19 protein-coding genes and 2 pseudogenes are annotated in these 25,688 nt (G+C 70.1%); 8 read left to right on the plus strand and 13 right to left on the minus strand.

The genetic code is table 11. From position 1 onward, the window contains the following. Positions 1-197: 197 nt before the first annotated feature. Positions 198-1,223: an ATP-dependent 6-phosphofructokinase gene (locus H8R17_RS21855; protein ID WP_187824904.1), complete on the plus strand. Its 1,026-nt coding sequence runs from the start codon at positions 198-200 to the stop codon at positions 1,221-1,223. Positions 1,224-1,243: 20 nt separating this feature from the next. Here the strand turns inward: H8R17_RS21855 and H8R17_RS21860 are convergent, their stop codons facing one another. Continuing rightward, positions 1,244-1,864 (minus strand): helix-turn-helix transcriptional regulator, encoded by a 621-nt coding sequence (locus H8R17_RS21860; RefSeq protein ID WP_262505408.1) that lies wholly within the window; start codon positions 1,862-1,864, stop codon positions 1,244-1,246. 279 nt (positions 1,865-2,143) lie between these two features. Between H8R17_RS21860 and H8R17_RS21865 the strand changes: the two genes are divergently transcribed. After that, positions 2,144-2,605 carry a PPOX class F420-dependent oxidoreductase gene (locus tag H8R17_RS21865; RefSeq protein WP_187824906.1) on the plus strand — a complete coding sequence of 154 codons (462 nt, stop codon included), beginning with the start codon at positions 2,144-2,146 and terminating at the stop codon, positions 2,603-2,605. Here H8R17_RS21865 and H8R17_RS21870 read toward each other — a convergent pair. The 4 genes from H8R17_RS21870 to H8R17_RS21885 form a co-directional block, all read right to left on the minus strand. After that, positions 2,595-3,434 carry a carbohydrate ABC transporter permease gene (locus H8R17_RS21870; RefSeq protein ID WP_187824907.1) on the minus strand — a complete coding sequence of 280 codons (840 nt, stop codon included), beginning with the start codon at positions 3,432-3,434 and terminating at the stop codon, positions 2,595-2,597. The genes H8R17_RS21865 and H8R17_RS21870 overlap by 11 nt on opposite strands. A gap of 6 nt (positions 3,435-3,440) precedes the next feature. Continuing rightward, complete coding sequence (locus H8R17_RS21875; RefSeq protein ID WP_187824908.1) at positions 3,441-4,388, minus strand: carbohydrate ABC transporter permease; 948 nt, start codon at positions 4,386-4,388, stop codon at positions 3,441-3,443. Beyond that, positions 4,385-5,773: an extracellular solute-binding protein gene (locus H8R17_RS21880; RefSeq protein WP_187824909.1), complete on the minus strand. Its 1,389-nt coding sequence runs from the start codon at positions 5,771-5,773 to the stop codon at positions 4,385-4,387. Before H8R17_RS21880 ends, H8R17_RS21875 begins: the two co-directional genes overlap by 4 nt. A gap of 394 nt (positions 5,774-6,167) precedes the next feature. After that, a complete protein-coding gene (locus tag H8R17_RS21885; protein ID WP_187824910.1) occupies positions 6,168-7,703 on the minus strand; it encodes a glycosyl hydrolase family 28 protein in 1,536 nt (511 codons plus the stop codon). Between the two features lie 638 nt (positions 7,704-8,341). Between H8R17_RS21885 and H8R17_RS21890 the strand changes: the two genes are divergently transcribed. Then, the gene (locus tag H8R17_RS21890) at positions 8,342-10,312 is read left to right on the plus strand and encodes a glycoside hydrolase family 97 protein (protein ID WP_187824911.1); all 1,971 of its coding nucleotides are present in this window, start codon (positions 8,342-8,344) and stop codon (positions 10,310-10,312) included. A gap of 170 nt (positions 10,313-10,482) precedes the next feature. Here H8R17_RS21890 and H8R17_RS21895 read toward each other — a convergent pair whose 3' ends face one another. Together H8R17_RS21895 and H8R17_RS21900 are read right to left on the minus strand one after the other, a co-directional pair. Further along, complete coding sequence (locus tag H8R17_RS21895; RefSeq protein WP_187824912.1) at positions 10,483-11,172, minus strand: response regulator; 690 nt, start codon at positions 11,170-11,172, stop codon at positions 10,483-10,485. Beyond that, a complete protein-coding gene (locus tag H8R17_RS21900) occupies positions 11,169-13,157 on the minus strand; it encodes a sensor histidine kinase (RefSeq protein WP_187824913.1) in 1,989 nt (662 codons plus the stop codon). Before H8R17_RS21900 ends, H8R17_RS21895 begins: the two co-directional genes overlap by 4 nt. A 183-nt stretch (positions 13,158-13,340) precedes the next feature. Here H8R17_RS21900 and H8R17_RS21905 point away from each other — a divergent pair, with 183 nt between their 5' ends. Beyond that, complete coding sequence (locus H8R17_RS21905; RefSeq protein ID WP_316959486.1) at positions 13,341-14,723, plus strand: cation:dicarboxylate symporter family transporter; 1,383 nt, start codon at positions 13,341-13,343, stop codon at positions 14,721-14,723. Positions 14,724-14,829: 106 nt separating this feature from the next. On the opposite strand, the pseudogene H8R17_RS21910 reads toward H8R17_RS21905, so the two are convergent. Next, a pseudogene (locus H8R17_RS21910) lies at positions 14,830-15,057 on the minus strand (aldo/keto reductase); the annotation flags it as partial. A 78-nt stretch (positions 15,058-15,135) separates the two neighbouring features. On the opposite strand from H8R17_RS21910, the gene H8R17_RS21915 reads away from it, so the two are divergent. The 3 genes from H8R17_RS21915 to H8R17_RS21925 all read left to right on the plus strand — a co-directional run bounded on the left by H8R17_RS21915 (position 15,136) and on the right by H8R17_RS21925 (position 18,288). Then, positions 15,136-15,549, plus strand: coding sequence for a MerR family transcriptional regulator (locus H8R17_RS21915; protein WP_187824914.1), 414 nt, complete (start codon positions 15,136-15,138; stop codon positions 15,547-15,549). Next, positions 15,549-15,878, plus strand: a complete 330-nt coding sequence (locus H8R17_RS21920; RefSeq protein ID WP_187824915.1) for a co-chaperone YbbN — start codon at positions 15,549-15,551, stop codon at positions 15,876-15,878. Before H8R17_RS21915 ends, H8R17_RS21920 begins: the two co-directional genes overlap by 1 nt. 178 nt (positions 15,879-16,056) lie before the next feature. Further along, positions 16,057-18,288 (plus strand): AAA family ATPase, encoded by a 2,232-nt coding sequence (locus H8R17_RS21925; protein ID WP_187824916.1) that lies wholly within the window; start codon positions 16,057-16,059, stop codon positions 18,286-18,288. A gap of 145 nt (positions 18,289-18,433) precedes the next feature. On the opposite strand, the pseudogene H8R17_RS21930 reads toward H8R17_RS21925, so the two are convergent. After that, positions 18,434-18,631, minus strand: a pseudogene (locus tag H8R17_RS21930) (cytochrome); the annotation flags it as partial. Between the two features lie 136 nt (positions 18,632-18,767). On the opposite strand from H8R17_RS21930, the gene H8R17_RS49335 reads away from it, so the two are divergent. After that, entirely contained in the window at positions 18,768-19,004 is a 237-nt protein-coding gene (locus H8R17_RS49335) for a hypothetical protein (RefSeq protein ID WP_399477078.1), read from the plus strand. Between the two features lie 157 nt (positions 19,005-19,161). On the opposite strand, the gene glgB is transcribed toward H8R17_RS49335, so the two are convergent. The 4 genes from glgB to H8R17_RS21955 all read right to left on the minus strand — a co-directional run. After that, positions 19,162-21,789, minus strand: a complete 2,628-nt coding sequence (gene glgB / locus H8R17_RS21940) for a 1,4-alpha-glucan branching enzyme (protein ID WP_187824917.1) — start codon at positions 21,787-21,789, stop codon at positions 19,162-19,164. Between the two features lie 56 nt (positions 21,790-21,845). Beyond that, the gene (locus H8R17_RS21945; protein ID WP_187824918.1) at positions 21,846-23,300 is read right to left on the minus strand and encodes a maltokinase N-terminal cap-like domain-containing protein; all 1,455 of its coding nucleotides are present in this window, start codon (positions 23,298-23,300) and stop codon (positions 21,846-21,848) included. Positions 23,301-23,565: 265 nt separating this feature from the next. After that, positions 23,566-25,269 carry a maltose alpha-D-glucosyltransferase gene (treS, locus tag H8R17_RS21950; protein ID WP_187824919.1) on the minus strand — a complete coding sequence of 568 codons (1,704 nt, stop codon included), beginning with the start codon at positions 25,267-25,269 and terminating at the stop codon, positions 23,566-23,568. Beyond that, a partial coding sequence (locus H8R17_RS21955) for a DUF3459 domain-containing protein (RefSeq protein ID WP_187824920.1) occupies positions 25,266-25,688 on the minus strand: 423 nt, incomplete at its 5' end. The genes treS and H8R17_RS21955, both read right to left, overlap by 4 nt.

Consider the following 25,688-nt stretch of genomic DNA (forward strand, 5'->3'; position numbering starts at 1 on the left):
TCCGTTCCTGCTCCGGGGGATCACATTCGTCTAAGGGGGTCAGAAAAATCGCCCACCGAGGTGAGCTGACCCTCTTGACAGTACCTCCGCGGATCGATAAGGCGCCCGTCTTGGTGGGCGGCGGCACCGGGATGCGGGGCATGAAACAATCGGGCAGAGGCTCACCGGCATCCACAGCGAGCAGGAGACACAGCACGATGCGTATCGGAGTACTCACCGCAGGCGGCGACTGCCCCGGCCTGAACGCAGTGATCCGGTCGGTCGTGCACCGCGCGGTCGACCACTACAACGACGAGGTCATCGGCTTCGAGGACGGGTACGCGGGCCTGCTGGACGGCCGCTACCGCAGCCTCGACCTGAACGATGTGAGCGGCATCCTGGCCCGCGGTGGCACCATCCTCGGCTCCTCCCGCCTGGAGCGCGACCGCCTGCGCGAGGCCTGCGAGAACGCCTCCGACATGATCCACGAGTTCGGCATCGACGCGCTGATCCCGATCGGCGGCGAGGGCACGCTGACCGCGGCCCGGATGCTCTCCGACGCGGGTCTGCCCGTGGTAGGCGTGCCGAAGACGATCGACAACGACATCTCCTCCACCGACCGCACCTTCGGCTTCGACACGGCGGTCGGCGTCGCGACCGAGGCCATGGACCGGCTGAAGACCACCGCCGAGTCCCACCAGCGCGTGATGGTCGTCGAGGTCATGGGCCGGCACGCGGGCTGGATCGCCCTGGAGTCCGGCATGGCGGCCGGCGCGCACGGCATCTGCCTGCCCGAGCGGCCCTTCGACCCCGCCGACCTGGTCAAGATGGTCGAGGAGCGCTTCTCCCGCGGCAAGAAGTTCGCGGTCGTCTGCGTCGCCGAGGGCGCCCACCCCGCCGAGGGCAGCATGGACTACGGCAAGGGCGAGATCGACAAGTACGGCCACGAGCGCTTCCAGGGCATCGGCACCGCCCTGGCGCACGAGCTGGAGCGGCGGCTCGGCAAGGAGGCCAAGCCGGTCATTCTCGGCCACGTCCAGCGCGGCGGATCGCCCACCGCGTACGACCGTGTCCTCGCCACCCGCTTCGGCTGGCACGCGGTGGAGGCCGCGCACCGGGGCGGGTTCGGCGGGATGACCGCCCTGCGCGGCACCGACATCGTGATGGTGCCGCTGGCGGAGGCGGTCACCGAGCTGAAGACGGTGCCGAAGGACCGCATGGACGAGGCGGAGTCGGTCTTCTAGGGACGGCACTCCACCGGTCTTCACGGTCGGCTCTCGACCGTCATCCAGAAGTGTTCGACGATCCGGTCGAGGAAGTCCCGGCCGGCGGCGCTGGCGTCGGCGGTGCCGCCGCCCCAGGTCAGGGTGGTGACCATCTGGCCCTGGTAGTCCTGGTGCAGTTGCTGGAGGGCGTGTTCCAGTACGCGCCGCTCCAGGGGCGCCAGCTTCGCCACCGGTCGGAGGTATGCCTGCCAGCGCGTGGTCACCGCGCCGCGCAGCAGGTCGGCGAGCTTCGCCTCCCGCCCCGTGACGGTGACCACGTCGGGCAGGGAGAGGCCGAGCAGCTCGGCGAGCGCGGCGGACTGCCGGTCCGTGCCGCGCCAGGTGCCGGTCTCCTCCATCCGCAGATACGCGTGGAGTTCGAGCCCGATGTGGCGGGCGACGTCCTCGGGGGCGAGGCCGCGCGTGACGCGGTGCTCGCGCAGGGTCCGCGGGCGGCCCAGGAGTTCACCGGGCGAGCACCACAACACGCCTGCGAGAGCGGTGAGTTCGGCGTTGGAGGGGGAGGTGGTCGCGCGTTCCCAGGCGGTCACCAGGTCCGGGGTGACGTAAGGCAGCCCGTACGAGACCCGCATGTCGTGGGCGACGTGCTCGGGTCCCATGCCGAGGGCGGTCCGCAGGCGGCGGGCGGCGGGGGCGTTGAAAGACAGAGGTGGGGGAAGGGGCTGGTTCTGTGGAGCAGGCGGTCGGCGCACGGCTCACAACGTAGGGGCGTCGCGGTGCGCTGACTACGGTCTGTTCGGCCAGGACCACGGATTGTAGGAAGCTACGGGTGCGGGCGGGTAACCCGCTGGCTGGAGATCGTCTTCCGGTGGGGCGGGCACGGTGGCGAGGATGGCGCCGGGGCCTGCGTTCGGTGGCTCCGGAAGGCGGTGGCAACGATGAACGGCAAGCTCAACGGGCATATTCGCGAGCGTCTGCTCGCCCCGAACTTCTGGCACCTGGCGACGGTCGGCCCGGACGGTGCGCCGCAGGTTTCGCCCATGTGGGTGGACATCGAAGACGAGTTCGTCATGGTCAACACGTCGATCGGGCGGGTGAAGGAGGAGAACCTGCGGCGCAATCCGTTCGTCTCCCTGTCCCATCACGATCCGGACAACCCCTACGATCGCGCCGAGATCCGGGGCCGGGTCGCGCGGTTCGTGGAGGGCGAGGAGGCGGAGCGGGCCATGGACCGGCTGACCCGCAAGTACATCGGCGAGGACCGCTACCCGTGGATGCTGCCCGGCGAGCGGCGCGTGATGCTGCTGATCGAACCGCTGCGGGTGCGCCGGGTCGTGGGGGTGGAGCCGTTCCGGGCGGGCGTCCTGCCGGACGGCGAGACGGGCGGTGTCACCCCTTGACCGCGCCGCCCAGCGCGAAGCCTCCGCCCAGCCGCCGGGCGACGAGGACGTACAGCACGATCACCGGCGTCGAGTAGACGATCGAGAACGCCGCCAGCTGGCCGTAGGCCACCATGCCCCGGTTGCCGAAGAACTCGTTGATGCTGACCGAGGCGGGCATCTGCTCCGGGGTGAGCAGCAGCATGAACGGCACGAAGAAGTTGCCCCACATCATGACGAAGGAGAACACGGTCACCACGGCCACCCCCGGCCCCATCAGTGGCAGCACGATCCGCAGCAGCGACTGCAACGCGGACGCGCCGTCCGTCCACGCCGCCTCCTCCAGCTCCTTCGGCACCCCGTCCATGAAGTTCTTCATCAGCCAGATGGCGAAGGGCAGTTGGGAGGCGGTGAAGAAGAAGATCGTGCCCTGCATGGTGTCGATCAGGTCGACCTGCACGAACAGTGCGTACACGGGCACCATGATCGCCGTGATCGGCAGGCTCGTCGCGAACAGGATCGTCAGCAGGAACGGGCGGTTGAGGCGGGAGCGGAAGCGGGAGAGCGGGTACGCCGCGAGCGCCGCGCACACCACCGTCAGCGCCGTCGCGCCGCCGCACAGGATCAGGCTGTTCAGCAGCGGAGTGAAGGTGACGTCCTGCGTCAGGATCGCGTCGAAGTGGTCCAGGGTGAGGCCGTCGGGGGCCTTCACCCGGAGGTCCGCGCCCGGATCGAGGGCGGACAGCACCACCCAGGCCAGCGGGAGAGCGAACGCGGCGGCGACCACCAGCAGGCCCGCGTCGGCGGCCAGCCGGCGGGACGTACGGCGGGAGGCGAAGGCGAGGGCCATGGCGGGTCAGACCTCCGTCCGCAGCAGGCGCAGATACACGACCGAGAACAGGGCGCCGACCAGGAGCAGCAGCAGGGCCACCGCGGTGCCGTAGCCGATCAGGCTGTTCTGGAAGGCCTGTTCGTACATGAACAGCGGCAGCGTCTGGCTCCTGCCGCCCGGACCGCCCCTGGTCATCACCCAGATGAGCCCGAAGACGGACAGCGTCTGGAGGGTGTTCAGCATCAGGTTGGTGCCGATGGAGCGGCGGATCATCGGCAGCGTGATGTGCCACATACGGCGCCAGCCGCCCGCGCCGTCGACCTCGGCGGCCTCCGTGATCTCCCTAGGGATCTCGTTCAGGGCGGCCGAGTAGACCAGCATCGAGAAGGCCGTGCCCCGCCAGACGTTCGCGAACGACACCGCGAGGATCGGGAGGGTGAACAGCCAGTTCTGGGAGGGCAGATGGAGCCAGTCCAGGATGGCGTTCAGGGTGCCCTCGCGGCGGAAGAAGGCGTACAGCAGAAACCCCGCCACCACCTCCGGCAGCACCCAGGCCGTGACCACGATCCCGCCGGTGAGCGTGCGCACCGGCTTCGACGCGCGCTGCATCAGCGATGCCAGGGCCAGGCCCAGGGTGTTCTGCCCGACCAGCGACGACAGCACGGTGAACACCAGGGTCAGCCATACGGCGTTGAGGAACGCCTCGTCCCGGAACGCCGTACGGAAGTTCTCGAATCCGACGAACGACGCCTCGGCCTGGCCGGTGAGCTGGAGGTCGGTGAAGGCGATGTAGACGCAGTAGGCGATCGGGCCGGCGAGGAAGAGGAGCAGGAGGATCAGGGCGGGGGAGACGGGGAGGGCGCGGGTGAGGCAGCGGCGGAGATTCGGGGGTGCGGCGGGCCGTGAAGTGGGCGGGCCCGAGGTGGCCTTCGCCGCCCCCGGGCCCGTCGCCTGTGGTGCGGCGGTGGTCACTTCTGGACCACCTGGTTGTCCGTGGCGTCCTTGAGTGCGTCGTCGTAGCCGCTCGCGGCGTCCGCCACCGACATGTCGCCCGTCGTCACGCCCTCCATCGCCTCCTGGATGGCGGTGGAGACCTTCGGGTACGCCGGGAAGGCGGGCCGGTAGTGCGTGCTGGCGACGAGGTCCGTGAAGAACTTGATGCCGGGCTGGGCCCTGACGTACGCCGGGTCGTTCGCGACGTCCTCACGGACCGCGATGCCGGAGTTGGCGATGTACCACTTCTGGGCGTTGGTCTTGCTCTGCATGGTCTTGAGGAACTCGAAGGCCAGGTCCGGGTTGCCTGCCTTGTCCGGGATCGACCAGGTCCAGCCGCCGGACATGCTCACCTTGCCGGGCGCCTGGCCGCGCTGCGTCGGCATGGCCGCGAGCCCCAGCTCCTTCGACCACTCCGGCCACTCGTGGCCGCTGCCCGCCAGCCAGTCCTGCGGCAGCCAGGAGCCGTCCAGGGCGATGCCGAGCTTGCCCTGCGGGAGCCACTCGCCGCGCACCCGGGTCATGACGTTGGGGTCGAGGGCGTCGGCCACGTCGGGGCCGAGCTTCTCCTTGTAGACCGTCTCGACGAACGCGAGGGCGTCCTCGAAGCCCTGCCCGGCGGTGCGCCACTTCTTCGACGCGCGGTCGTAGAGCGGATCGCCGCCGGCGTCGCCCGTGCCGTAGAGCAGCATCTCGAAGGTCTGCATGGTGGCGGCCTCGCCGACGGGCTTGCCGGTGTAGACGTTCAGCGGGATGACGCCGGGCACCTTCTCCTTGATCGCGCGGGCCGCGTCGAGGACGTCGTCCCAGGTCTTCGGCTGCCAGTCGGCGGGCAGGCCGGCCTTGGCGAAGATGTCCCTGCTGAACCACAGGCCGCGCGTGTCCGTGCCGTCCGGGACGCCGTACGTCTTGCCGTCCTGGCCCCTGGCGGCGTCCTTCGCCGTGTCGACGAACCGGTTCCAGTCCGGCCACTTGGCGAGATACGGGTCGAGGGGCTTGAGGTAGCCGCTGGTGATGTCGGAGTTGATGAGGAAGGTGTCCTCGTAGACCAGGTCCGGGGCGGTCCTGGGGGAGCGGAGCATCTGCTGGAGCTTGGTGTAGTACTCCGAGTCCGGGGCCTTGATCGGGACGAACTCGACCTTCTTGCCGGGGTTGGCCTTCTCGAACTGCTTCTTGATGTCCGCGAGGTAGGTGTCCATCACCTTGATGGAGTTGTCCGTGGACTGTTTGAAGGAGACCTTCACCGTGTCCGGGTCGCTGCCCGAGCCACCGCCGCAGGCGGTCAGGGTGGTGGCGGCGAGGGTGAGGGTGAGGGTGACGAGGGCCGAGCGTCGAGTGGTACGGCGGTGGGGGCGCACGGGCACGACCTCCTACGGGCGCACGTCGTTGTGGCCGGGATGGCTGCTCGGTGAAGGTAGGAGCGGTGGTCTAGTCAGGTCAATGCGTGTGCGGGGGCTGCTTGCTTCGGCTGGAGGAGGTGGTGGTCGTCTTCCGCGCGCAGGGTTGTTCTGGGCGGCGGCGTCGCTGTCACCGAAGACACCTAATAGGGCCTAGGGAGGTACTGCTGTGCCGGGGCCCGCCAGTACTCCTCTCCTGAGCCGCGGGCCCCGCCTCGCGGCCGTAGCGTGGAAGGCATGGAGCCCAACAGTGAGATCCGCGAGTTCTCGCAGTCCCGCAGGGCCCGGATCACCCCAACGAACCGGCTTGGCGTGCTTCTTCCTCGGGGTGTCGGCCCGGACCGGGTCGGGCGGACTGCGGTTACGGGGCCGCTGCCTCCTCGGTGGTGAGGAAGCGGAGGTTCTGCACGTGCTCGTTGGCGAACATGGGCACGCCGTCCGAGGCCAGGTACCAGCGCGGCTTGCCCCCGCTGTCGCGGATCACCCTGCCGTTGACGCGGAGGTTCTCGAAGGTGACGTCCTTGATGACGTGGTCGGCGTCGAGGCCGATCAGCAGTGAGGGTCCGGCATTCCTGCCGTTGTAGGTGAGGTCCTTGATGTAGACGGACTCGATGCCGCGGCCGGGTGCGGTGTTCCACTTCGGGTTGTAGGTGACGTGCATCTGCACGAGCTGGCCCCAGCGGAAGTCCTCGACGCGGATGTTGTCGAACCTGACGTCCCGGACGATGTTGCCGTCGCCGGGATTGATGGCGATGCAGCCCTGGGCGTTCATCTGTGGCTCACGGTGGTCGAGGATGTCGATGTTCTCGAAGTTCAGGTTCTCCAGCACCTCGAGGTTGTCGGGGTCGGGGTTGCCGTGCACGGCCATGTTGATCGGGTGGGCCACGTCGGCCCAGAGGGAGCAGTTCTTGACGGTGATGTTGCGGGTGTCGCCGTAGAAGTCCCAGCGGTGGGTGTAGAGGGCGATGGAGTCGTCGGAGGTGCGCAGGAAGCAGCCGTCGATCGTGACGTTCTCGGAGCAGTACAGCTGGATGCCGTCGCCCCAGCCCTGGTGGCTGAAGGCTCGCAGGTTCCTGATGGTGAGGTTCTGCGACTCGGCGATGCGGATGTTCTCGTACCGGGGGTTGAGGATCGTGATGCCGTCGATCGTGATGTTCTCGCACTTGCGGATGAACATCGCGCCCACTTTGGAGTTGTAGAGGACGCCGCGGCCGGTCAGCCGGGAGTTTTCCACCTCCTCGAATCGCACGAACGCCTTGAGGACCGCGCCGGGGGCAAGGTAGACGGTGGTGTGGCTGGGCACCGTCAGCTCCCCGTTGGCGGGCGTGTGGAAGCCGGGCCCGAAGTACATGACGTTCTTGTCGCTCTCGGCGGGTGGGTTCTCCTCGAGGGGGTTCGCGAACAGGTGCAGGCAGTCGAAGATCTTGTCGTCGACCTGGACGACGATGTTGCGGGGCCGGTCCAGGGTGAAGCGCGCGGTGCTGCCCAGCACCTCGGGCGTAATGCCGTACGAGTCCGGGCGCACGCGGAACTTCTCGGCGCCGCCCGGGTTGTAGGTGACCTCGACCTCGACGGTGCCGGAGAAGTCGAACATGGCCAGGGAGGAGTTCTGGGCCGTGTTCCTGCCGGTGACGGGATCGATCAGCGCGAGCTTGGGCTGGTGAACGCCGAGTCTCTGCCAACTGCCGCCGACCGGCCGGACCTTCACGGTGAAGGAGTTGCTGACCGGCACCTGCGGAAGGGGCGGATGGATGACAACCGTGTCCCCCGCGGAACCGGCGTCCGCGGCTGTGGGCGTGGCGGCGTGGGCGGTGCCCGCGACACCGGTGGCCAAGCTGCCTGCAGCGAGGGCGCCGGCGGCCTGGAGGGCGGTTCGCCGGGACAGGGGTGAGCTCATGAGGACTCCTTGACGGACGTGGGTGGGTGGGTGGCCGTCTGCGACCGGAGGCGGGGCCCGGCGGGCCCCCGTACATGCGGGCAGAGCGCCCACCCTTCACAGATGGGGCGTTCGGGTAGCAGGAGGCGTTTGAGGATCAGAGGGACGCTCGGGCCATGACGAAGTGGACCGTCAGGCCGAAATCTGCGGCACCGCCGAAATCTGCGCAAGGGTTCGGAGAGTTTTCGAAACAACCGGTTGCTATATCAGGGGTCGTGCGCGGTCCCGGTCGAGAGCTGGGCACGGCGTGCTCGATCGCAGGCCGACGTCCGGGCCTCGTGGCCGGCGCCAGGTGGCGGCCGCTCGGCGGCGCGGGAGCGGGTGCCCTGGGCGGCGACCTGCGGCTTCGGCGCCCGGACCGCATCCGTCCACAGGGCACGCAAGGCAGCCGCGCGGCTTGCCGTGGGCCGGCCAGGAGATCGGCGTGACTGATCAGCGGCCGCCGGGGTACCACTCGGTAGCTGTTGGAAACCGGTTGGGCACTCTTGACCATCATCTCACCGCTACGTACAACTACCCCAGGCAGGAACCGGTTACTGCCGACGGCCGGGTCAGGCGGCTCGTCCCGACGCGATCCTCCAAGGAGAGGTCCCTTCACCATGAGAGCTTCAGGAGAGCCCGAACCGACCGCCACGCACGGAGCAAACCGCCCGGGGGCGCTGTCCCGCCGGAGCATGCTCACGGGCGCGGCCCTCACTGCCGGGATGGCCGCGGCGGGGATCGGTACCGCCCGGCCGGCCCTCGCGGCGGAGGCGGGCGCCCCGGTCAGGGCGACCGCGCGCATGGGCGGCACGTCCATCACGATGGCTGTGGTGAACGGGGCGCTCCAGTGGTCCGCCACCCGGGGCGGCAAGACGGTCGTCGATGCCTCGGCCCTGGGCCTGAGGCTGGACGACGGCACTGTCCTCGGCAGCAGCGTCACCGTCACCCGGACCCGGTACCGGACCGTCCACGACACATGGTCCCCGGTGTACGGGCGCAACGCCACCGTCACCGACCACTACCAGGAGCAGTGCTGGGACTTGCAGGACACTGCTTCGGGCATCCGCTTCGGCGTGCAGATCCGCGCGTACCGTACCGGCGTCGCGCTCCGCTACCTGCTGCTCGACGAGGGCACCGTCACCATCGCCGACGAACTGACGACGTTCGCCTTCCCCGATGGCACAACCGTCTACAGCGCCCGGGACGAGGACGCCTACGTCCCGGTGGCGCCGGGTGCCATCCCGGTGACCGGAACGTCCACCACGGACACCGGCCCGCTGACCGACCTACCGCTGACCGCCACGCTCGCGGGCGGGTTCATCGCCTGTGTCTGCGAGTCCTACCGGCTGAACTTCCCCCGGCTGAAGCTCAGTTCGGTTCCCGGGCAGCCGGGCACGCTCTCCGCCTTCCTGATGGAGCACACGGCGCGCGGATCCGGACCGGTGGAGACGACGTCCACCGTCACCGCCCCGTTCGCCACGCCGTGGCGGGCGGTGGTGATCGGAGCCACGCACGCCGAACTCGTCGACAACGCCGAGCTGGTACTCAATCTGGCCCCGCCCACCGCCCTGACCGACACCTCGTGGATCAAGCCGGGCAAGGTCTTCCGCTGCGAACTGACCACCGCCGCCGGCCTCGCGGGCGTCGACTTCGCCGTGGCCCGCGGCCTGCAGTACATCGAGTACGACGGCGGATGGTACGGACCGGTCACCTCGCCCGCCACGCACCCGATTCCCGAGATCGACCTTCCCTCGGTCATCTCCTACGCCACCGACCACGGCATCGGGGTCATCCTCTACGTGGACCGCACCGCGGTGGGCGACGCGGACTCCCTGTTCGCCCTCTACCAAAGCTGGGGCATAGCGGGCGTCAAGCTGGGCTTCGTCCTCGACGGCACCCAGTCGATGACCAACCAGATCACCGACTGGGCCCGGACGGCCGCCAAGTACCAGCTGCTGATCGACATGCACGACGACGTCCGGCCCTTCGGCTACGAACGCACGTACCCGAACTACCTGAGCCTGGAAGGAGTGCGCGGCAACGAGCAGTTCCCGACCGCCACGCACAACGTGACGCTGCCCTTCGCCCGCAACATCGGCGGCCCGATGGACTACACCATCTGCTACGGCCAGTCCCGCAACAAGACGACCAACGCCCACCAGATGGCGATGGCCGCGGTGTTCTACCAGCCCCTCAACTTCCTGTTCTGGTACGACAAGCAGACGTCCAAGTATGCCAACCCCGCGAACTGGCCGGGCCTGCCCTGGTTCAACGCCGTCCCCACGACCTGGGACGAGAGCCGGACCCTGGCCGGGTCGATCGGCGAGTACGTGGCGGTCGCCCGACGAGGCGGCTCCACCTGGTATCTCGGGGCGATGACCAACGAAACGGCCCGGACGTTGTCGATCCCCCTGTCGTTCCTGGACGACGGTACGTACACGGCGACCGTCTACGCCGACGGCGAGGCGGGCAGCAGCCCGTTCCGGACCCCGGTCGTGGTCAACACCCGCACTGTCACCGCGGCGACCACGCTCGACGTGGCCATGGTGAGCGCGGGCGGCCAGGCGATCATCCTGGAGCGGAGCTGAGGCCGGGCGGCGGTCGTACGGCCGCACGATCGTCTTCCTGGCGGATCCGGATCGCAAGATTGATCACGACATCACACAAGCCCTGGACGGCTTCGCCCGTCCAAGCCTTCTGGAGGAGGTGGTCGGCTTGCCGGACCGGCAAGCCGACCACGCGCGCCGCGCCGCCCGTCTCACTGGTGCCCCTTCACCCACCGATACTGCAACTCCGGCCGCCCCACAGCCCCGTACTGCGGTCGCCGAGCCGCCCGCCCCCCGTCAACCAGGTGCTCCAGATACCGCCGTGCCGTAATCCGCGAAATCCCCACAGCCTCCGCCACCCCTGTCGCCGTAAGCCCCTCCGGACAGTTCCGCAGCGCCACAGTCACCCGCTCCAACGTCGGCCCGCTCAACCCCTTCGGCAGCGCCGCCGGGGCCGGGGCGCGCAGCGTGGCCAGCGCCCGGTCGACCTCGTCCTGGCCGCTGGCCTCGCCGACGGCGGCGTGGAACTCGGCGTAGCGCACCAGGCGGTCGCGCAGGGTGGCGAAGGTGAACGGCTTCAGCACGTACTGGACGACCCCCAGCGACACGCCCTCGCGCACCACCGTCAGGTCCCGCGCCGACGTCACCGCGATCACGTCCGTGTGGTGACCGGCGGCACGCAGCGAGCGGGCCAGCTGCAGTCCGTGCACGTCCGGCAGATGCAGGTCGAGCAGCAGCAGATCGACCGGCGCACGCTCCAGCATCCGCCGCGCCTCGGCCCCGGTGTGCGCCTTCCCGACCGCCACGAACCCCGGCACCCGCCCGATATACATCACATGCGCGTCCGCGGCGACGGGATCGTCCTCCACGACCAGGACACGAATGGGTTGCTCGCTCGTCATATGTCGCCTCCGGACACGGCGGACTGGGAGGGCTGGGGGGTGCCGTCGGGGGGCGACGGGGCAGGGGCGGACCGCGCAGGACCCGGACCACCGCCGGTCGTGCCGGACCGCGAGGGCTCGGGTTCGGCGGGCTGTGAGGGCTCGGCGGTGCTTGTGGGAGGGGCGGGCTGCTCGTGGTCGGGCTCGGGGGGGTGGGCGGAGCCGGCGATCTGCGCGCCGCTCAGGGGGCTGCCGGACCCGGCTGCCTGCCCGTGGCCCGGTGTGTTGCCCGACGCGGTGGGGCGTGAGGGTGTCAGGGGCTCCCCGTACGGGCCGCCCGGAGGCCGCAGGGCCGGGGTCGGTGCGGTGTCCGTGGGGACGGTGTCCGTGGGGGCGGTGTTCGTGGGGACGGTGTCCAGGGGGAGGCGTGCCTCGAACTGGGCGCCGCCCTCGGGGGACGCCGTCACTGACAGGTGGCCCTCGTGACGGGTCACCGCCTGGTGTACGAGGGCGAGGCCCAGGCCGCGGCCTGCGGGGCCCGCCGGTTTCGTGGAGAAGCCGCGCTGGAAGACCGCCTCGCTGTGGGCCGGGTCCACGCCCGTGCCGGTGTCGCAGACGCGCAGGAACAGCTCGCCGTCACTGGTGCACGCCGTGACCGTGACGCGGGCGCGGACGCTGCCCTGGGCCGCGTCGACCGCGTTGTCGATCAGGTTGCCGAGAATGGTCACCAGGTCACGGGCGGGCAGCGACGGCGGCAGGAGGCCGTCGTCGAGGCAACTGTTGTCCGACACCACCAGCTCCACCCCCCGCTCGTTCGCCTGCGCCGTCTTGCCCAGCAGCAGCGCCGCCAGCACCGGCTCGCTCACCGCCGCCACCACCTGGTCGGTGAGCGCCTGGGCCAGCTCCAGTTCGGCCGTCGCGAAGTCCACCGCCTCCTCGGCCCGGTCGAGCTCGATCAGGGACACCACCGTGTGCAGCCGGTTGGCCGCCTCGTGCGCCTGCGAGCGCAGCGCCTGCGTGAAGCCGCGTTCGGAGTCCAACTCGCCCATCAGAGACTGGAGTTCGGTCACGTCCCGCAGGGTCACGACGGAGCCGCGGCGCTCGCCGCCGGACACCGGCGAGGTGTTCACGACCAGCACCCGGTCCGCCGCCAGATGCACCTCGTCCACCCGCGACTCCGCAGCGAGCAGCGCCCCCGTCAGCGGCGCTGGGAGCCCCAGGTCCGCCACCGACCTCCCCACCACGTCCCCCTCGGACGACACCCCCAGCAGCTCCCGCCCCCCATCGTTGATCAGCGCCACCCGGTACTGCCCGTCCAGCATCAGCAGCCCCTCGCGCACCGCGTGCAGGGCGGCCTGATGGTAGTCGTGCATCCGGCTGAGCTCGGCCGCGTTCATGCCGTGGGTGTGCCGCCGCAGCCGCGCGTTGATCACGTACGTACCGATCGCACCCAGCGCCAGCGCGCCCCCCGCCACGACGAGCAGCGCAGTGAGCTGGCCGCTCACCCGCTGGCTGATCGCCTCGACCCGGATCCCCGCGCTGACCAGGCCGACGATCTTCTCACCGTCCCATACGGGGGTGACCGCGCGGACGGACGGGCCGAGCGTACCGGTGTAGGTCTCGGTGAAGGTCTCGCCCCGCAGGGCCTTGGCCGTGTGGCCGCGGAAGCGCTGGCCGATCTCGTCCGGGTTGGGGTGGGTCCAGCGGATGCCCTGCGGATTCATGATCGTGACGAAGTCGACCTTGGCGTCCCGCATCACCCGCAGCGCGTACGGCTGGAGCCGGGCCGACGGGTCCGCCGTACGGATCGCCTCGTGCACGGACGGGGAGTCCGCCACCGTGCGCGCCACCGCCGCGGCCTGGCGGCGCGCCGATCCCTCGGCCTGGCTGCGGTCGCTGACGTACGTGAACAGCGCGTATCCGGCGACGAGGATCGCTATCAGGACGGCCTGCATGGCGAAGAGCTGGGCGGCCAGGCTGCGGGGCCGGGGGGCGGGGATGCGCATGTCGTCAGTCTGCCTCCGTGGCTGATTATGAACTAAATGAACGGAAGGGTGACCGTGCTCACAGGGCACGCCATAGTCACGGCATTCCCCAAACCGCATCCCCCCGGGAGCCCCGCTCCCGGCTTCCCCCGGACGTGAGCCGCACGCCGGTGATGCCGACGACGTCGTCAAAGGAGGGCCGCTGTGACCAGCGCAGCCGATATGGCACCTGCCGCACCCAAAGCCAAGCGGGACCGCACCCACTATCTCTACATCGCGGTGATCATCGCGGTCGTCCTCGGCATCGCCGTCGGGTTCGCCGCGCCGGACTTCGCCAAGGAACTCAAGCCACTCGGCACGGGCTTCGTGAGCCTGATCAAGATGATGATCTCGCCGATCATCTTCTGCACGATCGTGCTCGGTGTCGGTTCGGTACGGCAGGTCGCCAAGGTCGGCAAGGTGGGCGGGCTCGCCCTCGGCTACTTCATCGCGATGTCCTTCGTCGCCCTCGCCATCGGCCTCATCGTCGGCAACATCATCCACCCCGGCAGCGGGATGCACCTGACCGAGGCCGTGAAGGGCGTCGGACACGACCAGGCCGCGGCCGCGGCCGAGGGGCCGGTCGACTTCGTGCTCGGGATCATCCCGACCACCTTCGTGTCCGCCTTCACGGAGGGCGAGGTGCTGCAGACGCTGCTCGTCGCGCTGTTCGTGGGCTTCGCGCTGCAGGCCATGGGCCGCACCGGCGAGCCGATCCTGCGCGGGGTCCAGCACATCCAGCGGCTGGTCTTCCGGGTGCTGGCGATGGTCCTGTGGGCCGCGCCCATCGGTGCCTTCGGCGCGATGGCCGCCGTCATCGGCGAGACCGGCATGGACGCGCTCAAGGCGCTGGGCACGATCATGGTGGGCTTCTACATCACCTGCGCCCTGTTCATCCTCGTCGTGCTCGGCACGCTGATCCGCCTCGTCGCCGGGATCAACCTCTTCCGGTTCATGAAGTACCTCGGCCGCGAGTACCTGTTGATCGTCTCCACCTCGTCGTCCGAGTCCGCGCTGCCGCGGCTCATCGCGAAGATGGAGCACCTGGGCGTGAGCCGCCAGGTCGTCGGTATCACCGTGCCGACCGGCTACTCCTTCAACCTCGACGGCACGATGATCTACCTGACCATGGCTTCGCTGTTCATCGCCGACGCCATGGACCAGCCGATGGGCATCGGCCAGCAGATCGGCCTGCTGCTGTTCATGATGGTCGCCTCGAAGGGCGCGGCCGGTGTCTCCGGCTCCGGCCTCGCCGTCCTGGCCAGCGGTCTGCAGTCGCACAAGCCCGCCCTGGTCGACGGCGTCGGCCTGATCGTCGGCATCGACCGCTTCATGAGCGAGTGCCGCGCCCTCACCAACTTCACGGGCAACGCCATCGCCACCGTCCTGATCGGCACCTGGACGAAGGAGATCGACAAGGAGCGGGTCAACCAGGTCCTCGCCGGACAGCTGCCCTTCGACGAGAAGACGCTGCTGGACGACCACGCACCGCACGCCGAGGCAGAAGCGTCCGGACAGGGCGGAGAGAAGGAATTCGCCAAGGCCTGACGGCGACCCAGACTCCGGGCGGCTGAGGTGCTCCCCCGTCGCTCAGCCGCCCGGTCCGGCCTCCACAACAGCATCAGCCCAGCCGGGCCGGCAGCCAGGCCAGGGGCCCGCCCAGCGGGTTCCACGGCAGGAAGGCCAGCCCCAGCCCCAGCTCCGCGCACAGCCGGAGCTGGGGTTCGCTGTCCCGTACGGCGGGCGAGTACCGGTTCTGCACCGACACCAGCCGGTCGCCGAGGACGGCGAGCGCCCGGCGGATCTGGTCCGGGTCCGTGTTGGAGACACCGGCCAGCCGGATCTTGCCCTCGCCGAGCAGCTCGCGCAGGACGCCGACCGACCTTCCACCACGTCGTCGGCGAGGACTGCTCCCGGCGCCGTTGCCTTGACGCCGGCGTCAAGCCGTACGTTCGTGGGCATGCGAATCGGCGAGCTGGCCGCGCGCGCCGGGACCACGACGCGGGCGCTGCGGTACTACGAGTCGCGGGGGCTGCTGCCCGCGCGGCGCGACGAGCACGGATACCGGACGTACGACGAGCGGGACCTGAAGCTGCTGGAGCAGATCCGCACGCTCCAGGACTTCGGGTTCGAGCTGGAGGAGACCCGGCCCTTCGTGGAGTGCCTGCGCGCCGGGCACCCGGAGGGCGACGTGTGCCCGGCCTCGCTCGCGGTCTACCGGCGCAAGCTGACCGAGCTCGACGCGCTGATCGGCGAGTTGACGGCGGTGCGGGAGACGGTGGCGCGGCAGCTGGCGCGGGCCGAGCTGGCCGCCGAGGCGGAGGTTCCGGGAGGTCCGGAACCGGTGTGCGAACTGGGAGGGCGGCAACGGTGATGGAAACGGCAGGGGTCAGGGAAGTGACCGATGAGGATTTCGCGACGGAGGTGATCGGGGCGGAGCTGCCGGTCCTGGTGGAGTTCACCGCGGACTGGTGCCCGCCGTGCCGGCAGATGGGCCCGGTGCTGAAGGCCCTCGCCTTCGAGGAGGGCGACCGGCTGAAGGTCGTACAGCTGGACGTGGACCGCAATCCGGCGACCACGAACGCGTACAAGGTGCTGTCGATGCCCACGTTCATGGTGTTCCGCGGCGGTGAGCCGGTGAAGGCGATGGTGGGTGCCCGGCCCAGGCGGCGGCTGCTGGAGGAGCTGGCCGACGTGCTGTGACTTGTGCAGGCAACAGTAAATCCCCCGAGCGGAATTGCGCTCGGGGGATTTCTTTGCGTATATTCAATGGTTCGCGACTTCAAGTCCACCGAGTCGCAAAGAAGTTCAGTGAGCACAGTATATCCGGGTGGGAGTGGAATTGTCAAACACGCCGAACACCGATTATCCGGATGATGAATTGCGGCAGGAACAGGAATTCATCGACGGACTGTACGCACGCGTGGACGCGCTGCGCGGCGACGCCGAGACCTCCGTCACGGACGCGCTCGCGCAGGGGGCCACGTCCCGGCAGGCCAAGCTGGAGCGGGACATCCTGGTCGCCGAGCGCTCCGGGCTGCTCGCCGCGCTGAACGCGGTCGACGGCTCGCTGTGCTTCGGCCGGATCGACCAGACCTCGGGTACGACCCACCACATCGGCCGGATCGGGCTGCGCGCCGACGACGCCGAGCGCACGCCGGTGCTGATCGACTGGCGCGCCGAGGTCGCCCGCCCCTTCTACCTGGCCACGGGCCACACCCCGATGGGGCTCAGGCGCCGCCGGCACATCTCCACCGAGGGCCGCCGGGTCACCGACCTGCACGACGAGATCCTCGACCTCGGCGACGAGACCCGCACCGGCCACGAGGACCCGACCGGCGACGCCGTGCTGCTGGCCGCGCTGAACTCCGCGCGCACCGGCCGCATGGCCGACATCGTGCGGACCATCCAGGCCGACCAGGACCGCATCATCCGCGCCCCGCACCGCGGCGTCCTGGTCGTCGAGGGCGGCCCCGGCACCGGCAAGACGGCCGTCGCCCTGCACCGCGCGGCCTTCCTGCTCTACGAGCACCGCGAACTGCTCGCCCGGCGGGCCGTCCTGATCGTCGGCCCCAACCCGGCCTTCCTCGGCTACATCGGCGAGGTGCTGCCCTCCCTCGGCGAGACCGGCGTGCTGCTGGCGACCGTCGGCGAGCTGTTCCCCGGCGTGCGGGCGACGGCCGCCGACTCTCCCGAGGCCGCCGCCGTGAAGGGCCGCGCCGACATGGCCGACGTGCTCGCCGAGGCCGTCCGCGGCCGACAGGCGCTGCCCGACCCGGTGATCGCCATCCAGCACGACCGCGAGGTCCTGATGCTCGACGACGGCCTGGTGAGCGTCGCCCGCGAGCGCACCCGCGCCGCCAAGCTGCCGCACAACGCCGCGCGCGAGCACTTCGAGGGCCACGTCCTCAACACGCTCACGGACCTGTACGCCGAGCGCATCGGCACCGACCCGTTCGACGGCAGCAGCCTGCTCGACGCCAGCGACTTCACCCAGATCCGCGACGAACTCGCCGAGAACCGCGAAGTGTGGTCCGCGATCGACCAGTTGTGGCCCCGGATCACCCCGCAGCAGCTCGTCTCCGGATTCCTCGCCGAGCCCGAGGGCTTCGTCTCCGACGAGGACGCCGCCGCCATCCGGCGCCCGGTCACGCGGGCGTGGACCGTGGCGGACGTCCCGCTGCTGGACGAGGCGGCCGAACTCCTCGGCACGGACGACCGGGTGGCCCGCGCCCTCGCCGAGCGCGAGCGGGAGGAGCAGATCGCCTACGCGCAGGGCGTGCTGGACGTGTCGTACGCCTCCCGGACGTTCGAGTTCGAGGACAAGGAGGAGGACGACCCGGAGGCCTCCGAGGTGCTGCTGGCGCACGACATCATCGACGCGGAGCGGTTCGCCGAGCGGCAGGAGGAAGAGGACGGCCGCAGCGCCGCCGAGCGCGCCGCGGCCGACCGCACCTGGGCGTTCGGGCACATCATCGTGGACGAGGCACAGGAGCTGTCGCCGATGGCGTGGCGGCTGCTCATGCGGCGCAGCCCGACCCGCTCGATGACCCTGGTCGGCGACCCGGCGCAGACCGCGGAGGCGGCGGGCGTGGGCTCCTGGGCGGAGATCCTCCAGCCGTACGTCGAGGACCGCTGGGAGCACACCCGCCTCGGCGTCAACTACCGCACCCCCGCCGAGATCATGGACGTCGCCGCGGCCGTGGTGCGCGCCGAGCACCCCGGCTTCCAGCCGCCCAGCTCGGTGCGGTCGACCGGGGTACGGCCGTGGGCACGCGCCACCGACGACCTCCCCGGTGCCGTCGCCAAGGCCGCGGACGAGCTGACCCCCGCCGAGGGGCGGCTCGCCGTGATCGCCCCGCGCGACCTGCACCGACGGCTGGCCGCGCGGCTGGACGGCGTGACGGCGGGCGCCGAGCCGGATCTCACGCGGTCCGTCGTCCTGTTGGACCCGCGCCAGGCCAAGGGCCTGGAGTTCGACTCGGTGCTGGTGGTCGAACCGGGGCGGTACGGCACGAGTGACCTGTACGTGGCGTTGACTCGGGCCACGCAGCGGCTCGGTGTGCTGCACACCGGTGAGCTGCCGGAAGCGCTGGCCGACGCGCTCTCCTAAGCGCCGTAGGGGTGTCTGTCTGTGCGCGGGTGCGGGTCGTATGTGGTTGCTCGCGCAGTTCCCCGCGCCCCTTGGGTTGGACAGCTTCCGCTCCTCGCAGGAATCCGGCCAGGTATAGGTGCCGTAACAGTTCACGTCACAGTCACGCGGTGAGGTCGTCGCCGGGGCGGGCCCGGCCGTGCGCGGCGAGCCGGGTCATCGTGGCGAGGGCGCGGGCCGTGGCGGGGCCGGCGCCGCCGTCGAGCATCCGCCACAGGTCCATGACCAGCTCGTCGCCGAGTTCCACCGGGCAGCCGAACAGCCTGGTGGTGACCATCAGCAGCAGCGGCCGGGTGTACTGGGCGACATCACCGGCAACATGGTCCTCAACACCCTGCTGGAGGTGCCGCGCGGCAACGCCACCGTGCGGCGCAGCCTGTCGGACGGACAGCTCGGCGAGACCCAACCGGGCCGCGCTGGTCAACCCGCCGGTCGCCAACATGTGCTCCGACCTCGCCCTGCCCCCGGACCAGCTGCCCTGGCGCTCCGGCCCGGTCGTGCGGGGCCTGCGCCTTCTCCCGGTGCGCTACGAACTGGACCCGTCCGTACACAGGCAGGCCCCGCCCTCCCGCCGGGACGGCGAGCCCTTCCAGCCCGCCGACGCCGCCTCCGGCGCCGACAGCACGGTCAGAAGCCTGCTGTCGGCGCTGCGCCGGCTGATGTTCGGCGGGAAGTAGGGGGCGTGCGATGTATCGCGAACGCGACACCAGGCCGCCGTCCTCTGCGTGAGCTCCTCGCGGTGGCCGAGAGGGACGACGAGGGGATGGAGCGTTGAACTCCAGAGCTGGTCGAGGCACTGGCCGAGCCGGAGCCCACCGGCTGAGTACGGACCCCTTAGGCGGGCCGCAGCCACACCGTCGCGAGCGGTGGCAGGGTCAGGCGGATGCTGGCCGGGCGGCCGTGCCAGGGCTGGGGCTCGGGCTTGATGGCGTCCGGGTTGGTGATGTCGCTGCCGCCGTAGCGGGCGGCGTCGGTGTTGACGGTCTCGTACCAGGCGGGCACGTCGTCGGGGACACCGAGGCGGTAGTCCTGGCGTACGACGGGGGAGAGGTGCGACACGGCCAGCAGCGGGGTGCCGTCGGCGGCGTAGCGCAGGAACGCGAACACGTTGTCGTCGGCCGCGTCCCCGACCACCCACTGGAAGCCGGACGGGTCGGTGTCGAGCTGCCATAGGGCCGGGCTGTGCCGGTACACGGCGTTGAGGTCGCGGACCAGGTCGCGCACGCCCCGGTGGTCTGCCTCGGCGCCGTAGTGCGGGTCGAGCAGCCACCAGTCCGGGCCGTGCGCCTCGGACCACTCGGCGCCCTGTGCGAACTCCTGCCCCATGAACAGCAGCTGCTTGCCGGGGTGGGCCCACATGAAGCCCAGGTAGGCGCGGTGGTTGGCGCGCTGCTGCCACCAGTCGCCCGGCATCTTCGACACCAGTGAGCGTTTGCCGTGCACGACCTCGTCGTGGGAGATCGGCAGCACGTAGTTCTCGCTGTAGGCGTACACCATCGAGAACGTCATCTCGTGGTGGTGGAACTTGCGGTGCACCGGCTCATGGGTCATGTACTGCAACGAGTCGTGCATCCAGCCCATGTTCCACTTCAGCCCGAAGCCCAGCCCGCCGAAGCCGCTCGGGCCCTTGTGATGGGTGGCCCGCGTGACGCCGTCCCACGCCGTGGACTCCTCGGCGATCGTCACGACACCCGGAGCGCGCCGGTACACGGTCGCGTTCATCTCCTGGAGGAAGGCGACGGCGTCGAGGTTCTCCCGCCCACCGTGCACGTTCGGGATCCACTGGCCCGGCTCGCGCGAGTAGTCCAGGTAGAGCATCGAGGCGACCGCGTCCACCCGCAGCCCGTCGATGTGGAACTCCTCGCACCAGTACACGGCGTTGGCCACCAGGAAGTTGCGCACCTCCCGGCGCCCGAAGTCGAACTCCAGCGTGCCCCAGTCGGGATGAGCGGCCCGCAGCGGATCCTCGTGCTCGTACAGCGCACGGCCGTCGAACTCGGCCAGCGCCCAGTCGTCGCGCGGGAAGTGCGCGGGCACCCAGTCCATGAGCACGCCGATGCCCGCCTGGTGCAGGGAGTCGACGAGGTACCTGAAGTCGTCGGGGCTGCCGAGGCGGGCGGTGGGTGCGTAGAAGCCGGTGACCTGGTAGCCCCATGAGCCGCCGAAGGGGTGCTCGGCGACCGGCATCAACTCGACGTGCGTGAAGCCGAGGTCCTTGACGTACGCGGGCAGCTGCTCGGCGAGCTGCCGGTACGTCAGCCCCGGTCGCCAGGACGGCAGGTGGACCTCGTACACGGAGAATGGCCCCTCGTGGGCCGGGGTCTCGGCGCGGCGCTCCAGCCACTGAGCGTCGCCCCACTCGTACGCCGACGACGTGACGACGGACGACGTGTTCGGCGGCTCCTCCGTACGGCGGGCCAGCGGATCGGCGCGCAGCGTCTTCGAACCGTCCGGCCGGGTGATCTCGAACTTGTACAGTTCGCCCTCGCCGATGCCGGGCACGAACAGCTCCCACACCCCGGACGAGCCCAGCGAGCGCATCGGGTACCCGGTGCCGTCCCAGAAGTTGAAGGTGCCGGCCAGGCGCACGCCCCGCGCGTTCGGCGCCCACACCGAGAAGCGGGTGCCGGACACGCCCTGGTGCGTCATCGGGTGCGCACCCAGCACCTCCCACAGCTGCTCGTGCCGGCCCTCCCCGATCAGATGCAGGTCCAGCTCGCCCAGCGTGGGCAGGAAGCCGTAGGCGTCCTCGGTGTCCTGGACCGTCCCGTCGTACGCCACGAGCAGCCGGTACGCCGGGACCTCGCGCAGCGGCACCAGCGCCGAGAAGAAACCCTCCCCGTCGTTGTGCAGCTCGGCCCGCAGGTCCCCGGCGACGACGGTCACCGACAGGGCGTACGGCCGGAAGGCCCGGAAGGCGACCCCGCCGGGTACCTGGTGGGCGCTGAGCACGGAGTGCGGGGCGTGGTGCGTGCCGTCGAGCAGCCGCGCCCGGTCGGCGGCGTCCACGTCGGGCGAGACGGCGACCTCCACGTCCGGCACGGCCTTCTGCGCGGCGACCTTCTTGGCGACGGGAGCGGTCTTCTTGGCGGTCTTCTTGGCGACGGCCTTCTTCGCCGCGGTCGCCTTCTTGGCTGGGGTCGTCTTCTGGGCGGTGGTCTTCTTTGCCGCCGTTTTCTTGCTCACGGCCTTCTTCGCGGCGGTCTTCTTCGCCGGCGGCTTCTCGGCGGGCGCCTTCTTCGCCGTGGCCTTCTTGGTGACGGCCTTCTTCGCCGCGGTGGCCTTCTTGGCCACCGCCTTCTTCGCGGCGGCCTTCTTCACGGGCGTCTCCTCGGCCGCGGTCATCTTCGCGGCCGTCCTTTTCGCCGGCGCCTTCCTGGCCGTCGTCTTCTCCGGTTCGGCCGCCTTCTGCGCGGCGCTCTTCTTCGGGTCCGAACCGCTGGACTCGGGGCGGGGGGTCACGGGCGGGGCCTCCTCGGCGAAGGTGAGGTGAGAGGGACGGGATAGGTGGGACAGGTTCAGGTGAGCGGCGCCGCGGCGCCGGCGTCCGCTGCCAGGCGGCGTATCGCGGACAACGGCACGGGGAGCCAGTCCGGACGGTGCCGGGCCTCGTACAGGACCTCGTACACCGCCTTGTCCGTCTCGTAGGCCCGCAGCAGCACGGCGTCACCGCGCGGATCCGGGCCGCCGGCCTCCGCGTACCCGGAGCAGTACGCCTCCCGGCACGTCTCGGCCCAGCCCGGCTGCGGCGGGTCGGCCGAGTACGCGGCGTAGTCGAACGAACGCAGCATGCCGGCGATGTCCCGCACCGCCGGCTGCGGCATCCGTCGCTCGGCCAGCGGCCGGGCCGGCTCGCCCTCGAAGTCGATCAGCGACCACTGCCCGGACGGCGAGCGCAGGCACTGCCCGAGGTGCAGATCGCCGTGGACGCGCTGCGCGGTCCAGGTGCGGCCCGCGTCGGCCAGCTCGCCGACCGCCGTGAACGCCGTGTGCAGCCCGGTCTCGTACGGCGCCAGCGCGGGCACCGCCTGCACGGCCGTCACCAGCCGCTCCACCATGCCGGCGACCAGCTGCCGCAGTTGCGCGTGGCCCAGGGAGACCATGGGCAGCGCGCGGGCCAGCGCGGTGTGCACCTCGGCGGTGGCCCGCCCGAGCGCCCGTGCCCCGGCGGTGAAGTCCTCGCCCTTGGCCAGCGCGCGCAGCGCCAGCTCCCACCCGTCGGTCGCGCCCTGCACATACGGCTGGAGCACGCCCAGGACGTACGGCTCGTCGGAGAAGTCGGCCGAACCCACGGTGGCCGTGGCGTCCGCGGAGTCCCTGGGGTCTGCCACCATCCAGGCCACCGGCGCCGGCACCCGCGGGCACCCCTCGCGGGCCAGCGCCAGCGGAAGCTCCAGGTCAGGGTTGATCCCGGGCACGATCCGGCGCAACAGCTTCAGGATGAACGTATCTCCGTAGACGACCGACGAGTTCGACTGTTCGGCGGTCACCAGCCGCGGTACGAGGCCCGCCCGGACCTCCTGGTCCCGCTCCCGCTCGAAGCGCAGCCCGCCGATCCGGGCCCGGGTGCGCAGCGCCTCCAGGAGCAGTTCGGCGGGCCGGGTGTCGTACAGGGCGTCGTAGACCGTGCGTCCGGTCAGCGGGCCCTCGGTCACATGCCCGATCAGCGCGGGCGCCAGCCGTGGCGGCAGCGCCTCGCGCACGCCTATCAGGAGCTGGTAGCAGTCGCCGGGCTGCTCGGTGCCGCCCGGGCCCGGACCGAGCGGCTGATGGGCGCGCACGAGCAGGTGGTAGAGGCCGAGGCGGGTCGTGGCCGGCAGCAGCTCGGTGGCCGCGACCAGCGAAAACCCGGTGACCGGGCGTCCCTTGCCGGCGAACCAGCGCTGCCGCGGCAGCCACTCCCGCAGCAGCGGATCCAGTGACGTGAGGAGGCCGGGACCGGTCGTGCTGGAACGTGTGACGGTTTCCGCCATTGCGTCACGTCCTTTCCCCGGGGTGGTCGGGGTGTTACTGATGCGTGCCCAGGGTGGGGCGGAGAAAACCGCCCCACCCTCAATTGCGGCCAGGGGCCATCACCGGCGAGTTGCGGAGCCGGAACCATTGACGTTCACGCCGCCCGGATCGGCGGCGTGTCCTACCCGATCGCTCGGCAAGGTTTCACGCGTTGAACGCGCGCTGTTGATGACCGGGCCGCCCGGCGGGCTCGGGTTCTGGTAACCAGAACGGCGTACCGTATCACTACTCACCGTGCTCTCGCCGCAACCGGAACCAGTAGAAGCCGTGGCCGCCGAGGGTCAGCAGATACGGCAGATCTCCGACGGCCGGGAAGCGGACCCCGCCGAACAGCTCGACCGGATGCCGTCCGTTGAAGGCGCTCAGGTCCAGCTCGGTGGGCTGCGCGAACCGTGAGAAGTTGTTCACGCAGAGCACCAGGTCGTCGTCGTACTCGCGCAGGAAGGCCAGCACCGCCGGGTTCGACGACGGCAGTTCGGTGAATGAGCCCAGGCCGAAGGCGACGTTCTGCTTGCGGATCTCGATCATGCGGCGGGTCCAGTGCAGCAGCGACGACGGCGAGGCCATGGAGGCCTCGACGTTGGTGACCTGGTAGCCGTAGACCGGGTCCATGATCGTCGGCAGGAAGAGCCGCCCGGGGTCGCTGGAGGAGAAGCCCGCGTTGCGGTCCGGGGTCCACTGCATCGGGGTGCGGACGGCGTCGCGGTCACCGAGCCAGATGTTGTCGCCCATGCCGATCTCGTCGCCGTAGTACAGGATCGGCGTGCCCGGCAGGGACAGCAGCAGGGCGGTGAACAACTCGATCTGGTTGCGGTCGTTGTCCAGCAAGGGTGCCAGTCGGCGCCGGATGCCGATGTTGGCGCGCATGCGGGGATCCTTGGCGTACTCGGCCCACATGTAGTCGCGCTCTTCGTCGGTGACCATCTCCAGGGTCAGCTCGTCGTGGTTGCGCAGGAAGATGCCCCACTGGCAGCCCGACGGGATGGCCGGGGTCTTGGCCAGGATCTCGGAGACCGGGTAGCGGGACTCGCGGCGCACGGCCATGAAGATGCGCGGCATGACGGGAAAGTGGAACGCCATGTGGCACTCGTCGCCCCCGGAGGGGAAGTCGCCGAAGTAGTCGACGACGTCCTCGGGCCACTGGTTCGCCTCCGCCAGCAGCACCCTGTCGGGGTACTGCGTGTCGATCTCCTTGCGCACCCGCTTCAGGAAGGCGTGCGTGGCCGGGAGGTTCTCGCAGTTGGTGCCCTCCTGCTGGTAGAGGTACGGCACCGCGTCCAGCCGGAACCCGTCAATGCCCAGGTCCAGCCAGAACTTCAGCGCGGAGATCATCTCCTCCTGGACGGCCGGGTTCTCGTAGTTGAGGTCCGGCTGATGGGAGAAGAACCGGTGCCAGTAGTACTGCTTGCGGATCGGGTCGAAGGTCCAGTTGGACGCCTCGGTGTCGACGAAGATGATCCGTGCGTCCTGGAACTGCTTGTCGTCGTCGGCCCACACGTAGTAGTCGCCGTAGGGCCCGTCGGGATCCTTGCGGGACTCCTGGAACCACGGGTGCTGGTCGCTGGTGTGGTTCATGACGAAGTCGATGATCAGCCGCATGCCGCGCTGGTGGGCGGCGTCCACGAACTCCACGAAGTCGGCGAGGTCGCCGAAGTCGGGCAGGACGGCGGTGTAGTCGGACACGTCGTAGCCGCCGTCGCGCAGCGGGGACTTGAAGAACGGCGGCAGCCACAGGCAGTCCACGCCCAGCCACTGGAGGTAGTCGAGCTTGGCGGTCAGGCCCTTCAGGTCGCCGATGCCGTCGCCGTTGCTGTCCTGGAAGGAGCGGACGAGGACCTCGTAGAAGACGGCGCGCTTGAACCAGTCTGGGTCCCGGTCCCTGGCGGGAGTGTCCTCGAAGGTGTCCTGAACGGGTTCGTTGACGATCATCGTGTGGGTGACCCTCCGATCTGCGGGTTGGACGGTCGCAGAACCGAGAAGACATGCGCGGGCCGGAGGCCCGGTTCGAGGCGCACGTAGTTGGCCCTGCCCCAGTGATAGGTCTCTCCGGTGAGCTCGTCGCGCACCGGCATCGACTCGTGCCAGTCCAGGCCGAGTTGCGGCATGTCCAACGAGACCGTGGCCTCCTGGGTGTGGTGCGGGTCGAGGTTGACGACCACCAGAACCGTGTTCGACCCCTGCCGCTTCGAGTACGCGATCACCTCCTCCTTGTCCACGTGGTGGAAGTGCAGGTCGCGCAGCTGCCGGAGGGCCGGATGCTCGCGCCGGATGGTGTTGAGGCGGGTGATCAGGGGGGTGATGGTGCGGCCCTCGCGTTCGGCGGCCTCCCAGTCACGCCGTTTGATCTG

This window comes from Streptomyces sp. TRM68367 (assembly GCF_014495685.1).
GTDB lineage: Bacteria > Actinomycetota > Actinomycetes > Streptomycetales > Streptomycetaceae > Streptomyces.